This window comes from Singulisphaera sp. GP187 (assembly GCF_900129635.1).
GTDB lineage: Bacteria > Planctomycetota > Planctomycetia > Isosphaerales > Isosphaeraceae > Singulisphaera.
Window position 1 is genome coordinate 713,534 of the sequence record NZ_FSRB01000002.1, and the last position, 15,159, is coordinate 728,692.

Here is a 15,159-nt window from a genome sequence, read left to right on the forward strand (position 1 = left end):
ACGTCCCTTTTCGATCGGATTCGATGGTGTGCTCACCGCGGAGGGAAGGCCGCTTCCTTTTTGTGAGCTTTCCGCGCCGTGGGCTCCTGAACGCGCACCTCGATCCAAGCCTCTCACGATCGATCTTATTCACACCTTTACACGCACTCCCCTTTATCTCGCTGGAGATGCTCAATATGTTACGCAGTCTCCGCTCCCGCAAGGCCAGGGCCGTTGGAGTTCTGGTGCTGGGTGGCCCCCTTTTCTTGGGGATTGCCGCCCGCTCCGCTGAGCCACTTACTTTGACGCGGCAACTGACCGATCTTGGTCGCCAGGCGCTCGCTCAGGGCCAGTCCGCGCAGGCCAAGACATTCTTCCGCAAGGCGGTCGATCTCGACCCCCGCAACGGCGAAGCGAAGCTCGCCCTGAACCGCATTGAGGTCGCCTTCCAGGCACCGCCTCCGGCTCCGCTCGGCGCCGATCCGATTCCACCGGCCGATCCGGTCCCGGCCGGCACCGAGGCCCGCGACGGAAGTCAGCCCCAGGCCACGCTTGAAGAAGCGGCCCGCGTTGCCGACGTCGTCCGCCAGCAGCTCGTCGTCGACATCAACCAGCGGCTTCAGGCCGCTCGCGACCTGATCAACGCCGGACAGCCTGAGGCCGCGCTCACCACGCTCCGCCTGGCGCAGACCGTCGCACGAGCGGCCACCGACGTCCCCGAATCGGTCCGCAACGACCTCGATCGACGGATCCAGTCGCAGCTCCTCTCCACCGTCCGCGCTGAGGAGCGGATCGTCCAGGAGCAGGCCGAACGGCTTCGTCGCGAAGCCTCCGCCGACCAGCGGATCCGGGCGCTCGACCTCGTCGAACGCAACCAGGCGACCGTCAACGTGATGATGGTTCAGTTCGACAGCCTGATGGCTCAGGGGACGTACAACATCCTCTACAACGGCGGCATGGGGGACATCGGGATCGCCACTGCCCCGTTCTACGAGGCGCGGATACTCGCCCAGCAGGCGCGGGCCTTGGTTCCCAACGACCCGACCCCTCGCGTGGGCATGACGGTGGCGGCGTCGGTCGGTTTCCTGGCCCAGGAGCTGGCGTTCGAGCAGCTCAAAGAATTCCGCTACATGCTCTCGCTCCAAGACGTGGCACGCGCCGCGGTGCCGTTCCCCGACACGATTACGCTCGAGTACCCCGACGCCAACCAGTGGCGCACCTTGTCCGAAAAGCGGATCCGCCGCTACGGCCGCGCGGTCGACTTGCTCGACCGAGACGTGAAGACGAAGTCGATTCTGGCCAAGCTGGATGACCCGATCTCGATGTCGTTCGGCAACGAAACGCCGCTCGAAGATGTCCTGAAGTACATCAAGAGCGCGACCACGGGCGCCAACGACAACGGGATCCCGATCTACGTCGACCCGGTCGGACTCCAAGAGGCCGAGAAGACGATGACGTCGCCCGTGACCTTGGACCTGGAAGGTGTGCCGCTCAAGACCACGCTTCGACTGATGCTCAAGCAACTCGGCCTGACCTTCACGGTGAAGGACGGATTGCTCACGATCACCAATGAAAACTCCGAAGACCAGCCGACCGAAATTCGCGTTTACCCGGTGGCCGACCTGGCGATCATCCCCCTCTCGCTCATGGGCGGCGGCGGTGGTGGTGGCATGGGCGGTGGTATGGGTGGCGGCATGGGCGGTGGTATGGGCGGTGGTATGGGTGGTGGTATGGGTGGCGGCATGGGCGGTGGTATGGGTGGCGGCATGGGCGGCATGGGTGGCATGATGTCGGTCCCGCCGCGGGCCCCCGGTGCTGCTTCTCCCCGTTGATCGAGAGTGAGACGCCGCGAGCCACAGTCAGTGTGGGCCCCGACGTTCAGAGTCTCCGGAGCCTTGCGGACATCACCGCGGGGTCTCGGAGACTCTTTCTTTTTTTATCAACGATCCGCCAATGGGCTAAAAACCAGTAGGATTTGGGTGTTTCTGCAAAAGGTTTACCCGAAAAGAGTTGCGTCGCTGCGTCGACTGCAAACCATGACAGGATAACGACTTGCTGCGTTCGCTCTTTTCAGTTGGTTTTTAGCCCATTGGCGGATCGTTGTTTTTTATAGGGGGGGCGTGCCGGAAGCGCCCTCGGGGCTCCTCAATCCCCCTTGGACTCGCCGACAATCCGCTCGGCGGCGATACGAAACAAGCGGCCATCTGTTGGCTCAAGGAGTTGGGCGTTAAAATCGGGCGCTGAGACCGGATGTCTCGGCCCAATGGATGAATCATCATTCGGCGATCGAATCGCAGGATCCCTCCGACATGTTTCCGACTGCCGACCAGATTGAACATGAAGCCTACCTTAGGTGGGAGCGGCGCGGCGGCAGCCACGGCAACGACCGTGGGGACTGGTGTGCCGCCGAGCAGGACCTGCTCCTGACCTTGAACTACGAGGTGGCCGCGTTCTACGCGTTGAATGCCGCTAAGCCACAATTTATTGGCACCCAAGGACGTCGGGTTTGCCGGTTCTGTGAGCAAGCGGCGCCGATCGCGACCTTTTCGGCGATTCCCGCCGCGCTTCCGGCGTTCCTGGAGAACCGGTCGCTGTTCACCTACGAAGAATGCGACGACTGCCACGCGCACTTCGCGTCGAGCGTCGAGGCCGACCTCGAGGCGTTCCTCACCCAGTTACGGAGCGGCTCGGGACCGAACTCGCTGTCGCAAACCTCGATCGCGGCCTTGAAGGGGCTGGCCAAGATGGCGCTGTCGATCCTCCCCGCGGCCGAGCTCCATTCGTTCGAGGACACCCGGGAATGGGTGGTCAACCCCGACCATGATTTCGACTTGCGCCTGTTCGGGGAGCTCGGTTGTGGCTTGCACACCTTGCCTTCGATCCAGGCCGATCCCTGGACGGCGCTGGTGCGGCGGGTCGACGACGAGGCCCCCATGCCCTACATGCTCTTCTTCGTCGGAACCGCCCACGTGGTGATCCAGGCCCCCGTCCCGCTCTCGGCCCGCGACGAAGACCTCGACGGCACGCGGACGATCATCCCCCGCACCGACTCTTCGTATGCGATGGGGAGCGAGCCGGGTCGGCAAGCCCCCTCCCCGTTCCGCTCGAACCCGAACCGGATCCGCCCCAACGCGAATTCCCCAATTTAACACGCCTTTGCCCGGTTAACCCCTCCCCTGCGGAATCGGATTTGCTAGATTAGGATCTCTGCGTAGGGTTTGCCGGCCCGAAGGGGCCGGCGGTGCACCTTGGGATTGACCGCAGCAAAAAGAGGCAGACCGATGAAGACGCCCCTCGCCGCGCTTGCCGTCGCGGCCTTGTCTCTGGCCCTTGGCTCGTCTGCCAAGGCCCAGACCGTCGTGTATCAGGGGACGTCGGCGACCGCGCCGGTGGTGGCCGGCCCGACCTTTGCCGACCCGTCCTACGTTCCCCCTTACAGCTACTACGCGGCCTATCCCAACCCCGCGCGGGGTTATGTGGGCTACGGGACCAACGACTTTCCGTACTACGGCCGGCCCTACGGCGGCCCGTCGGATCGATGGAGTTGGTCGGCCATGAGCACGGCCGGCAACGGTGGCCTTGCTCGTTATTACTATCCCCCGGTCCGCTGACCGGCGCATCGCGCGGGTTGATCCCATGAGATCCGGAGGCGCCGGGACGGCTGGTTCAGGCGTCTCGGTCCGCGATCCCATTCTCAGAGTGACAACTCTTTAAAAAAACAGGGAATAACCGCGGCTTACGTTCGGGTGGTTCACAGGCCGAGCCACCCAGACGTAGGCAATTCGAGAGTATACCGCTGTAACCAAGGAAATTCGTGCGAGCGGCCCAGGATTCGCTGTGATACCAATGCGGGACTGGCGATGACCGGCCGTCGCATGGAGACGGATATCTCGACCGGGTGACCGGCGTTGAGAAATCACAATGGACCAGAGGCATGCCGGCTGGAGGCGGTTTCTCGATGGGCTGCCCGTCGAGAGCCGAATCGGTCGAGTCGTACTCGAATCCTGGCGGGGGGCTCAGCTCGAGGCCGCTGAGGAGGACGTCGGTGGCACGGTGAAGCCGCCCCGGACGTCCCTCGATCCCACCGCGCTTTTTGAACGCCTCGACAACCATCGCGGATTGCTGGAGGCGGCCCGCCCCAACATCGAATGGGCCGACCTGGCGCTGAGCCACATCACGCATCTCGTCTACCTGGTCGACCCTGAAGGCATCGTCTTGCACGCGGTCGGCAACGATCCGGCGAAGATGGCGGAACTGAGCCTCCGCCCCGGTGAAGACTGGTCCGAAGCCTCAAGGGGACGCAACGGGGCCGGCACCGCGTTGGCGGAGAACCGACCGGTGGCCGTGGTCGGACCGGACAACCTCACCCATCCGCTCGACGACTGCACCTGGACCGGTGCGCCGATTCACGCCCCTGACGGCACGCTCCTCGGTGCCATCGGCATCACGACCTGCGCCGACGACGGCACGCCCGACCGGCTGATCCTGATCGCGCACCTCGCTCAACTGATTGAACAGGATTTTGTCCAGAGATATCAGCAGTCAAGCGATCGATTGCCTTTGCCGCCATCGTCCCTGGGCGAGGAGGAGGAGGAGCGGCCGGACAAGTCCGAGATCCTTGAGGCGATCGCCGATCCGTTCTGGATCTGGGATCCGCAATGGCGGTTCGTTTCGCTCAACCGAGCGACCGAGCGTCTGTTGGAGCGATCGCGTGAGGATCTGATCGGGCAGTTGGCTTGGGAAGTCTTCCCCGACGTCTTGGCCTCGACCTTCCCTCGCCAGTTTCAAGAGGCCAAGGAAACCGGTCGGGCCCTCAACTTCGAGCTCTTCTTCCCGCAGCGAGACGCCTGGCATAACGTCCGTGCCCAGCCTTCTCCGTTGGGCCTCATCGTTCATTCCCATGACATCACAGCCCACAAGCGGGTGGAGGCGGAGCTTCGAGCCAGCGAGGATCGGCATCGCCTGATCTCCGACCTGACGACCGACTTCACTTACACCGTCGCGATCGGCCCGGACGGTTCTTCCACGGTCGAAGTGGCGAGTCCAGGGTACTTTCGGATTCTCGGGACAACGCTTGAGGAAATGAACGCTCGGGGATGGGATACGTTCGTGCATGCCGACGACCTGGCCCTGGCCAGGGAGAGCCATGGGCGGCTGATGGCCGGGCAGGCCGAGACCCAAGAGCTTCGCAACGTCGCCCAGGATGGAACGGTCCATTGGATTCGCTACCAGAGCCGGCCGATCTGGGACGAATCGCGGGAGCGCGTGGTTCGTCTCGTTGGCGCGGGGCAGGACGTGACCGAACGCCGGCTGGCCGTGGACGCGCTCAAGGAGGCGGATCGCCGCAAGGAGGAGTTCCTCGCCGTGCTGGCCCACGAACTGCGGAATCCGTTGGCCCCACTCCGCAACGCGCTTCACGCGATCAAGGCAGACGTCGCCGGCACGGTGATCGAACCGGTCCAGGCGATGATGGAGCGGCAAGTTGACCGGTTGACGCGATTGGTCGACGACCTGCTCAACGTTTCCCGGATCACGCGCGGGAAGATCGAGCTTCGTAAGGAGGTCATCGACCTCACCGAATCGGCGCGTCGGGTGGTGGAGAGCGTCGGCTCTCGTTTGGAAGCGGGGCGGCAACAGTTCACGGTGACGATGCTCGAGGGCCCCCTCCTGGTCGAGGGGGATGCCGTCCGGCTCGAGCAGGTGATCGACAACCTGCTCGACAACGCCCTCAAGTACACGAAGCCCGGGGATGCGATCCACTTGGAGGTTGACCGCGAACCGGGCCTGGCGACGATCCGGGTCCGTGATACGGGCATCGGGATCGCGGCCGGGATGCTTCCTTATATTTTCGATCTCTTCATTCAGGCCGAGCGGCTCCTCGTCCAGTCGCAGGGAGGGCTCGGGATTGGCCTGAGCCTGGTCCGCCGCCTGGTCGAGATGCACGGTGGACACGTCGTTGCCTCGAGCGCCGGGCTTGGCCTGGGGAGCGAGTTTCTGGTCCGGATCCCCGCTCTGGCCGAATCGTCTCATGCCCCCTCGATCGCGAAAACGCGACCGTCGGCCGCCCCCTTGCCTCGGCGTCGGATTCTCGTGGTCGACGACAATGTCGACTCCGCGCGGTCGATGGCCTCACTGCTGTCGCGGCTCTGGGATCAGGTTGTCGCCGTGGCCTACGACACGGCCTCCGCGCTGGCGCTGGCCGACTCGTTCCACCCCGACGTCGTCCTGCTCGACATCGGCCTGCCGGGTCCGAGCGGCTACGAGCTGGCCCAGCGGTTGCGCGAGCGCCCCGGGTTCCAGACGACGCTGCTGGTTGCCATGAGCGGATGGGGCCGAGAGGAAGATCGCCGCAAATCGCGCGAGGCCGGGATCAACCACCACCTGGTCAAGCCGATCGCGCCCGAGGATCTCGAGATTCTGCTCGCCGGTCCCGAGACCGAGCGCTCCGTGGCCTCCTGATCGCTTGGGATTGTCCCGGACGGCCTGCCGGGCGTACAACGGAGGGATCGGATCCATCGACCGAGCCCACGGATTCCTGGCACTTGGGGGAGAGGAGACCACGATGAAGAAGGCGACATTTGGGGCAGGCTGCTTCTGGGGCGTCGAGACCGCCTTTCGGCAGGTCGAAGGAGTGGCTGACGCCGCGGTCGGCTATCTGGGCGGAACCCTGGAGAACCCCACCTATCAGGACGTCTGCACCGGAACCACCGGCCATGCCGAAGTGGTCGAGGTCAGTTACGACCCGCTCAAGGTCTCGTATGACCAACTCCTCGACCTGTTCTGGAAAATCCACGACCCGACGACACTCAACCGCCAAGGCCCTGACGTCGGCACCCAGTATCGCTCGGCCATCTTCTATCACGACGAGGACCAGAAAAACGTCGCATTAGCCTCCCGAGAGCGACTCCGCGAAAGCGGCCGGTTCCGCCGTCCGGTCGTGACCGAAGTCACCCCGACCTCCACCTTCTACCGGGCCGAAGAGTATCATCAGCGCTATCTCGAAAAACGTGGACAATCATCTTGTCGCATATAATAAATATTGATGAGTTTTGTTGGCGAGCCTGAAAGGCGAGCGGGGAGCGTCAGCTCCCCGTCTTTTCTTGGCGAGTGCGCTGCCACGGATGGTAGGCCGTGCCGAACCGGCCATGCGGCTTCTTGAAACCGCGGGCGTCCTTTCATCTCATCGCCCGAGGAGTTTCACGGCCTAGGCACGTGGACCTGGTCTTTCTTTGTATTGAATTATGTGAAAGCCATGGGTGCCACGGGTTGTACCCAACCCGTGAGCCAAAAACCTGGGCTATCGTTCACGGGTTGAGTCCAACCCGTGGCATTCAACGGCGATTGCATCACCGCGGCCACCGATCAGAATATCAAAGAAAACCGAGGCCAACGGCTGAGACGCCATCAAGTCCGGCCACTTTGTCCGAGGAACACGGACGTTCCGTAAAAGCCGAATCCGCGACCCATGCCGCCGGTGCCATGGGTGAATGCGATCGACATTGGGGCCCCCGTCGCCTTCGAGGTCTCCCACCTTCGGTTTTTTTCAAAGAAAGACGTTCCGCTCCGGCCCTCCCGTGCAGTATCTCTCGGAGACAAGAGGTCCACTGGGGAACAACGGTATGGCAATCGGACACCGCGGCGCAGTTCTTCGACAGATTGAGCGGGTCTTCAGCTTGGGGACACTCTCGGGGATGTCGGAGGAGCAACTCCTCGACCACTTCACCGCCCGGCACGACGAGGCCGCCTTCGAGGCGTTGATCGCCCGGCATGGCCCGATGGTTTGGGGACTCTGTCGGCGCCTGCTTCACGATCCGCATGATGCGGAGGACGCGTTTCAGGCGACTTTCCTCGTCTTGCTCCGCAAGGCCGGCACGCTTCGGGAACCGGGCCAACTCAGTCCCTGGCTCTACGGGGTTGCCTTCCGCGTGGCGTCGCGCGTCCGCTCCGACCCCGCGCGGCGTCGCGAAAAAGAGGGGAAAGTGGCAAAGCCGGAGGCGGTCGTCTCCGACCTCTCCCGGGAGGTTGATGGCTTACGGAGCGCGATCGACGAGGAGGTCAACCGGCTCCCCGAGAAGTACCGCAGGCCCGTCATCCTCTGTCACCTTGAGGGTTTGACATACGAGGAGGCCGCGCGGCAGCTCCAGTGGACGACCGGGATGGTCAAGGGGCGTCTCACCCAGGCGCGGGAGCGGTTGCGGCATCGACTGACCACGCGCGGCCTCGCCCCCTCCGTCGGGTTGGCCGGTCCTGGGATTTTCCCGGCCGCTCAGGTGGCGGTCCCGCAGGCTTTGGCCATTCGAACGGCCCAAGTTGCCGCCCACATCGCGACCGCCGCTTCCGCCTCAATCCTCGCCCTCGCCGAAGGGGCGATTCGGACCATGCTGTTCACCCAGCTCAAAGCGGCGGCCTTGGTGCTGGCCGCCGGTACGCTGACGCTGGTGTTGTCGGCCTGTGCCTTCGCTCTGGTGCAGACCGACGAAACGCCGCGGGCCGTGGCCACCCCGTTGCCTGAGAAAGCGGTGGACCCCAAGCCGAACCCGGTGGGGCGATCGATGGAGTTCCGCGTCGTTGAGCCCGGGACTGACCGAGGAATTCCCGGCGTCCAGCTCACGGTTCGCGCCGGCGACCTGAAGACCGAAGCGTCGACCGACGAGACAGGGCGCTACGTGATCCAGGGGATTCCACCCAAGGTGGCATCGGCGGTCACGATCTGGGCCACGAAGGCTGGGCTCGTCCCCAAGTCGATTTCTTGGTGGAACGACACCGCGAACACGCGGCTTCCCGGGACGTACACCCTGTCGATGGAGTCAAGCACGACGATCGGTGGCCTGATCCGGGACGAGGCAGGTGTGCCGATTGAGGGGGCGATCGTCTACATAAGGGCCGACTCCGGGTACGGCGATGGCGTGCCGTTCACCGACGTCTTCGAGTACCCGGCCAAGACCGACGCCCAAGGGCGGTGGCGGTGTGACCTGATTCCCGCGGGCGCCTCCGACGTTTCCACGCGGCTGGTCCACCCCGACTATGTCAGCGACCAATCCTATGGCGATACGCCCGTGCCGTCTCCCGAGCAGCTCAGCGCCCAGTCCGCGGTCATGGTCATGACACGCGGAGCGACTCTGAGCGGGACGGTGACCGATGCCGGCGGCCGGCCGATTCCAGGTGCCGATGTCAAGCTTGGCATCGATCGCTTCGGGGCCCCCCAGCCCCCCAGCACTCAGACCGATGCCGAGGGCCACTATCAATTCCACGTGAAGCCCGGAAGCCAGGTCCTGACCGTTCAGGCCAAAGGGCACGCGCCCGACCTGAAACGGCTCCCGGCCGTCCAGGGCCGCGAGCGAGTCGACTTTCAGCTCCTCCCCGCGCAGCCGTTCTTCGGGCGGATCGTCGATCGGCAAGGGCGGCCGGTCGCTGGAGCGCGTATCGTCGCTGATACCTGGCGTGGCTGCCGCACGCTGAACACCAAGTTCACCACCGACGCCGAAGGCTACTACCGCTGGGACGACGCACCTGCCGACGAGGTTCTCATCGATATCTGGAAGGGGGGCTATATGCCGATCCGGAAGCGGCCAATGACGGCCTCCCCCGAAGAGGTCGAGATCAGGTTGGCGCCGATGTTACGGGTCCAAGGCTCGGTCGTCGATGCCGAGAGTGGCCAGGCGGTGGAGTCCTTCAAGGTGATCCCGGGGTATGTGATTGGCGATTCGCAATCACCGTATTGGTTGTACAGCGACCTGATGTCGGCGAGCGGGGGAAAATACGAGATCAGCCTCAACGATCCGAGAACGCCTCACGTCCGCATCGAGGCGAAGGGCTTTCAACCGGCCGTCTCGCGGCCGTTCCGGGGCGATGAGGGAGACACGGCCTACGACTTCAAACTCCAGAAGGCCGCCACGATCACCGGAATCGTTCGTTTGCCCGATGGCAGGCCGCTTCCAGGTGCGGAAGTCATCATGGTGTTGGCAGGACGGTCCACGATGATCAACAACGGCCGGTTCACTCAGCGGGATCGGAACCCGTGGGTTGAGACTGGCCCCGACGGTCGTTTCTCACTCCCCGCACCGGAGAAGGATTACTCGATTGCCGTTCTCCACGACCGTGGTTACGGAGAACGGTCGTCGCAGGGCCTGGCCGCCGATCCTGTCGTCACCGTTCGCCCCTGGGGCCGGATCCAGGGGACCTACCGGATCGGCTCGGCACCGGGGGTGCGTCAAGCGATCAAGGCGGATCGACGGCACTCCACCGGCGGAACGGTGGTAAAAATAGCTTTCGATTACCAGGTCTTGAGCGACGGCCGGGGGCAGTTCACCCTCGATCATGTCCCCCCCGACGAGTTCCTGGTGTCCTCTGTTTTCCAGTTGCCCAGGGACATCACCACAGCGTCGGGTCAGAGCGTCATCGTCGCGGTTCAGCCCGGCGAAACGCGGAGCGTGTCCCTCGGAGGGAAGGGGCAACCCGTCGTCGGACGAATCGGCATCCCCAAGGGATCCGACCGACAGGTGGATTGGTCGTACGGTTCCTTCGCGTTCGAGACTGCGCTGGAGCGCCCGATCCCTCCCAAGGGGCTGGACGCCCAAGAGCAGATGCGCTGGTGGCGGGAGTCGGAGGAGAGCAAGGCATACTCGCGGGCCCACCACCGCTTCCCGCTCCGGATCGGTCCCGATGGCTCGTTCCGGGTGGAGGACGTGCCGGCCGCCCCCTACATCCTCTCGATTCAGATGTACGAACCCCCGTCGGATCATCGAAGGGGCGGCCCCGCCAAAGTTGTGGGTCGGGCCGCTCACAAGTTCGTCGTTCCCGAGCAGCCGGGCGGCCGAAGCGATGAACCGCTCGACCTGGGTGAGATTCCCTTGAATCTGAACAAGCGAGTGGGCGACCCTGTGTCAGACTTCTAGGTTCCCACCCTCGACGGCAAGACCGTCGCCCTGGCCGACTCTCGAGGCAATTACGTCCTGCTCGACTTCTGAGCGACATGGTGTACTCCTTGCCTCGCCGAGACGCCGCATCTGAAGGCGACCTTCGAGGCGTTCGGCCACGACGACCGATTCGCCATGATCGGCCTGAGCCTGGACCCCTCGAAGGACGAACCGCGGACGTACGTGGCCAACCAAGGATTACCCTGGGCTCAGGGGTACCTCGGCGCCTGGTCGGAGGCCACACTCCCGGCGGAATACGGCGTCGAAGCGATCCCTTCGATCTGGTTGATCGGGCCCGACGGCAAGGTGGTCGCCATGAACCTGCGCGGCGACCGGATCAAGGAAGCCGTCTCCCAGGCGCTGGCGACACCCCCACGATGATTGGGGGCGGCGCGGAACCGTTCGAGACCGTCAGCGCCGATGACGACGTCACCCGTTGCAATGGTGTGGAAGTTCTTCGAAATCACTCCCAGACCTGATTCTCCCCGCCCGCCCGTAAGGCAAGCGGGGAGCGTCAGGTCAATGTCCTTGTGAAGCCGTGTTACCGCGATTTTTCGCTTGGATTGCACCCAAGAAATCCTCTGACGCCTCGAATGCTCTGAGAACCGGGGTCGATGGGGGGCCGTGCCTGTCCCCAGGATTTCCGTGCGCCAACCGACGGTGAACCGCAAGAGTGGGGGGGGTGGGCCTGTTCTTTGGCTGACGGGAGCCTGATTGAGCTTGAACGGCCAGCCTTGGCCCTGAGTCTGTTCCTCGGTTCGAGCCTTTGAGCGGACGCCTGTCCCCTGGGGCCGCGGACTCCCTGCCCGTAATTCCAGAGGATTCGATGGAAACTGAACCTTGCCCTTCCCTGTCCCCTCTTTTTTTTGTTGACAACGGCCTGAGTTACATGTAGTGTACGGATGTATCAAGAGGGCCGACGGTTGGTTCACTTTGCCCCCCCCTTGGACCCTGCGCCGGGGACCTGCTATGATTCAATGACAAATGTCATGGCGGGTGGGAGAGGAAGGGGGAAGAGGTCTTCGACGGGTCGGGTCTGACGATCGCTCTGCGAAGTCACGTCGGGAGACGGCCGAGAGCGCGGCGAGTGGAGCCGACGTCTATTGGTGGAGAAGTGAAAAAATGTACGTTAATATGAGAGCGTATGTTCGAGGGACGATGGGGACGTGGGACGCGGCCGAGCGGGATCGGGCGGCGGCCGGAGGATGTTTGAGTCGTGGGAGGAGGCGGGCCGTGCTGCACGGGCTTCGATCCGAGCTCAGGCTGAGCGGGAATGACACGGTGGAAAACGTCCGGGGCGACCATGACCATGACCGAGGAGCTGCGACGAGTCCGCGGGAGGACGCGCTGGGACTGGGGGCCGAGGATCGGGATGCGATCCAACGCCGCCGCCGGCGTTACGAACAGCTTCAACACGCCGAGGGGCGGCTTCGTCCGCTGCAGAAAACCAGGCTCGCCGAAGTCTACTGGCGCGTCCATGCCGAGCTGCACCGGGTCGGCCGCGAAATCGTCGAGGAACGTGGTCTCGAGGCGGGAGGGTCGTGGCTCGATTGCGAATGAGCCGCTCTCTGCCGAGATTTCCGAGGGCGGGCGGGCGGGAGCGTCTCTCAACGCGCTCGTCTGAGGAGGAGGAAATGTCCCGCCAGGCTTGAGAAGTCGTCCGTCCAGACCACCGCTCCGCCGCGCGGCCGTGGTGGTATCCATTTCGGGTCGGTTGCCACTCCACCGAGGTCCAGGTCGCGGGCGGCCATCACGGCCCAGATCGATTCCTGCTTCCCGGCGCGCTTTTCCTCGGGTTTGAGGGGCCGGTCGGTACGAATTCGGCAGACGAGGCCCGCGTCGCGCGCCAGGGCCTCCAGCACCGACTCGAGGTCGAGGGAACGGTTCGAGATGTGGAACGCGAGTATCCCCTGCCCCGCCAACTTCCGGCGATAAACGGCCAGGGCCTCGCGCGTAAGCAAATGCGTGGGAATCGCGTCGGAGCTGAAGGCGTCGAGGACGATCATCGCGTAGTGATGGTCCGGCGCCTCGCGGAGCCTGAGTCGTGCATCGCCGATGACCACGTTGAGCGAACTCGCTCGGCAATCGCGGAGGAAGGTGAAGTCGTGCGGGTCGGACGCGATCCGCATCACGGCCGGGTCGATCTCATAGAACGTCCAGCGCTCCCCCGGCTCGGCGTAGGACGCCAACGAGCCCACACCCAGTCCGACAATGGCAACGTTCCCCCCAGCGCCCGAGGGCCGGGCGTGGAACTCGTCGAAGACCTGGCCGATCGGACCGCTGCGGTGATAGTAGCTGAGCGGCTCCCGGCGCCGCGCGGGGTCGAGGCTCTGCTGGCCGTGAAGCGTACGCCCGTGGAAGAGGCGATGACTCCGGCTCTGGCGGTCCTCGGTCACTTGCAGGACGCCGAAGAAGTTCCGTTCTTGGTGGAGCACGCGTCCGTTGACCCCGGCCGTCAGTCCGCTCGCGAGCAAGCCCGCGCCGATCGTGAGCGCGAATCGCACGGGGCGCGCCCGGCGGGTCCAGCAAACCAGCGACACCAGACCCGAGACGAGCATCGTGCCCAGAGGGACGAACCAGGCCTGGTCAGTCGTGATCGACGCGGTCGTGAGCCCGAACACGGCCAATGGGATCGCGACGTCACCGATCCGCCGTCGGGTTGGCCGGCCATCAGGCGTGTTGACGCCTGGTATCACGAGGCAGGCCAGCACGAGGGCGAGCGGATATTCCGCCAGGCGGTTGAAGACCAACGGCGCGATCAGGGCGTTAAAGGTTCCGCCCAGGAAGCCCCCGATCGCGATCGCCAGGTAGAATGCCGTCAGGTGTTGCGTCGCGGGACGATCCTGAGCCAACTCACCGTGGCAAACCAGCGCGGCGGTGAAAAAAGTGACGAGGTGGAGTGGGATCAACCAGGGCGGGACGAGCCCGAAGCCAAGCACCAGGGCCAGCGCCATGACCGCCAGGGGGAGTGCTCGGACCATCGCCCCATGGGACACGATCGGTCTGCGAGCGAAGACGACGATGAACGAGAGCAGGTAGAGCCCCAGGGGGATCACCCAGAGGAGTGGGACAGGCGCGATGTCCGTCGACAGATAAGTGGTCACCCCCAACATCAAACTCGAGGGGATGAACGCCAACAACACCCAGCGCCACCAGCGGCCGGCTCCAGGTCGGACCGGGCTCGCGGTCTTGGGGACATCGGGGCCCGGCGCCCTGACGACGATCGCCGCGCACCCGACGATCAGGCCTGCGACTCCGATGTAACCCGCGGCCCAGAGTTCGCCTTGCCTGGCGAGCGAGACGTTCGGCTCGATCACGAGTGGATAGGCGAGCAACGCCGCCAAACTTCCGAGGTTGCTGGCCCCGTAGAGGAAATAAGGGTCGGCCGCGGCGCGGTGCTCGGTTCTGGCAAACCAACTCTGGAGCAACGGGGCCGTGGTCGCGACCGCGAAGAAGGGCAGGCCCACCGACTGAAAGAGCAGCATGAGCAGGTGGCCCGTCGTGTTGTTCGTGCCCCCGGCGAAGTCAACGCCAGCCTTGGCGTCGATGCCGAGCGGCAGGAAGAACCAAGGGCCGAGGAGCAGAAACGTATGCACCAAGGCCTGGCGACGCACCCCCAGCCAGCCGGTCAGCGCATGCGCGTAGACATATCCGGCGAGCAGGACCCCTTGGAAAAAGACCATGCAAGTCGTCCAGACGGCGGGCGCGCCTCCGAACAGCGGCAGGACCGCCTTGGCGATCATCGGCTCCGCCGAGAACAAAAGGACCGCGCCGAGCAGCAGCGTCAGGGCGAACAAGAGCGGCAAGGGTGGCCTCGAGTCCCGTCTTTTTGGGCTTTTCGCTCACCCGTAAGGCGAGCGGGGAGCGGATCGCTCCCTGGCTTTCGATTCATCGCGTGGGAGTCATTCCGAAGCCAGGGCATCGGTTCGTCGAACCATTTTTCTTGGCGTTGTCGTCGGCCCCACGATTCCCGTAGGGTGGGCACGGCCCACCATCTTAACCTGCTTTTTAGCAAGGAGATAGGGATGGTGGGCCGTGCCCGCCCTCCGGGGGATTCGATCTTGGGTGCCGATTGATCTTGGTGTGATTATGGCTTTATCACAGGTTCGGTGTTGCGTTGCAAGCCAGGGAGTTCAGGCTTCCCGCTCGCCTGGGAGGAATTTTGATCAAGAAAAGGAGGACGATCGGTGGCTTTCGGATCCTCAGCGAGGCGTAGGCGTCGGCTTGAGGGAGGAAATCTCTGGCATCTCGGTCCCCTTCACGG

At 64.2% G+C, this 15,159-nt stretch carries 8 protein-coding genes and 1 pseudogene; 8 read left to right on the forward strand and 1 reads right to left on the reverse strand.

Annotated features, from left to right (window positions below):
- The first annotated feature begins 176 nt into the window (after positions 1 to 176).
- The 8 genes and pseudogenes from BUS42_RS27330 (at position 177) to BUS42_RS27360 (ending at position 12,455) form a co-directional block, all read left to right on the forward strand.
- Positions 177 to 1,811: a hypothetical protein gene (locus BUS42_RS27330; protein ID WP_143206531.1), complete on the forward strand. Its 1,635-nt coding sequence runs from the start codon at positions 177 to 179 to the stop codon at positions 1,809 to 1,811.
- Between the two features lie 477 nt (positions 1,812 to 2,288).
- Positions 2,289 to 3,128, forward strand: coding sequence for a DUF2934 domain-containing protein (locus tag BUS42_RS27335; RefSeq protein WP_254053822.1), 840 nt, complete (start codon positions 2,289 to 2,291; stop codon positions 3,126 to 3,128).
- Positions 3,129 to 3,260: 132 nt separating this feature from the next.
- On the forward strand, positions 3,261 to 3,590 hold the full coding sequence (locus BUS42_RS27340) for a hypothetical protein (RefSeq protein ID WP_074312315.1): 330 nt from the start codon (positions 3,261 to 3,263) through the stop codon (positions 3,588 to 3,590).
- Between the two features lie 310 nt (positions 3,591 to 3,900).
- On the forward strand, positions 3,901 to 6,438 hold the full coding sequence (locus tag BUS42_RS27345) for an ATP-binding protein (protein ID WP_074312317.1): 2,538 nt from the start codon (positions 3,901 to 3,903) through the stop codon (positions 6,436 to 6,438).
- 103 nt (positions 6,439 to 6,541) lie between these two features.
- Positions 6,542 to 7,012, forward strand: coding sequence for a peptide-methionine (S)-S-oxide reductase MsrA (gene msrA, locus BUS42_RS27350; protein ID WP_074315391.1), 471 nt, complete (start codon positions 6,542 to 6,544; stop codon positions 7,010 to 7,012).
- Between the two features lie 586 nt (positions 7,013 to 7,598).
- Positions 7,599 to 10,874 (forward strand): sigma-70 family RNA polymerase sigma factor, encoded by a 3,276-nt coding sequence (locus BUS42_RS27355; protein WP_254053823.1) that lies wholly within the window; start codon positions 7,599 to 7,601, stop codon positions 10,872 to 10,874.
- Positions 10,875 to 10,958: 84 nt separating this feature from the next.
- Positions 10,959 to 11,276, forward strand: a pseudogene (locus BUS42_RS45445) (TlpA family protein disulfide reductase); the annotation flags it as partial.
- An 852-nt stretch (positions 11,277 to 12,128) separates the two neighbouring features.
- Positions 12,129 to 12,455 (forward strand): hypothetical protein, encoded by a 327-nt coding sequence (locus tag BUS42_RS27360; RefSeq protein WP_074312319.1) that lies wholly within the window; start codon positions 12,129 to 12,131, stop codon positions 12,453 to 12,455.
- A gap of 47 nt (positions 12,456 to 12,502) precedes the next feature.
- Here BUS42_RS27360 and BUS42_RS27365 read toward each other — a convergent pair whose 3' ends face one another.
- A complete protein-coding gene (locus tag BUS42_RS27365) occupies positions 12,503 to 14,701 on the reverse strand; it encodes a fused MFS/spermidine synthase (RefSeq protein WP_074312321.1) in 2,199 nt (732 codons plus the stop codon).
- Positions 14,702 to 15,159 lie beyond the last annotated feature (458 nt).

Coding starts and splice junctions, on each gene's coding strand:
- BUS42_RS27330 (WP_143206531.1), top strand. CDS start 177: ATGTTACGCAGTCTCCGCTCCCGCAAGGCCAGGGCCGTTGGAGTTCTG.
- BUS42_RS27335 (WP_254053822.1), top strand. CDS start 2,289: ATGTTTCCGACTGCCGACCAGATTGAACATGAAGCCTACCTTAGGTGG.
- BUS42_RS27340 (WP_074312315.1), top strand. CDS start 3,261: ATGAAGACGCCCCTCGCCGCGCTTGCCGTCGCGGCCTTGTCTCTGGCC.
- BUS42_RS27345 (WP_074312317.1), top strand. CDS start 3,901: ATGGACCAGAGGCATGCCGGCTGGAGGCGGTTTCTCGATGGGCTGCCC.
- msrA (WP_074315391.1), top strand. CDS start 6,542: ATGAAGAAGGCGACATTTGGGGCAGGCTGCTTCTGGGGCGTCGAGACC.
- BUS42_RS27355 (WP_254053823.1), top strand. CDS start 7,599: ATGGCAATCGGACACCGCGGCGCAGTTCTTCGACAGATTGAGCGGGTC.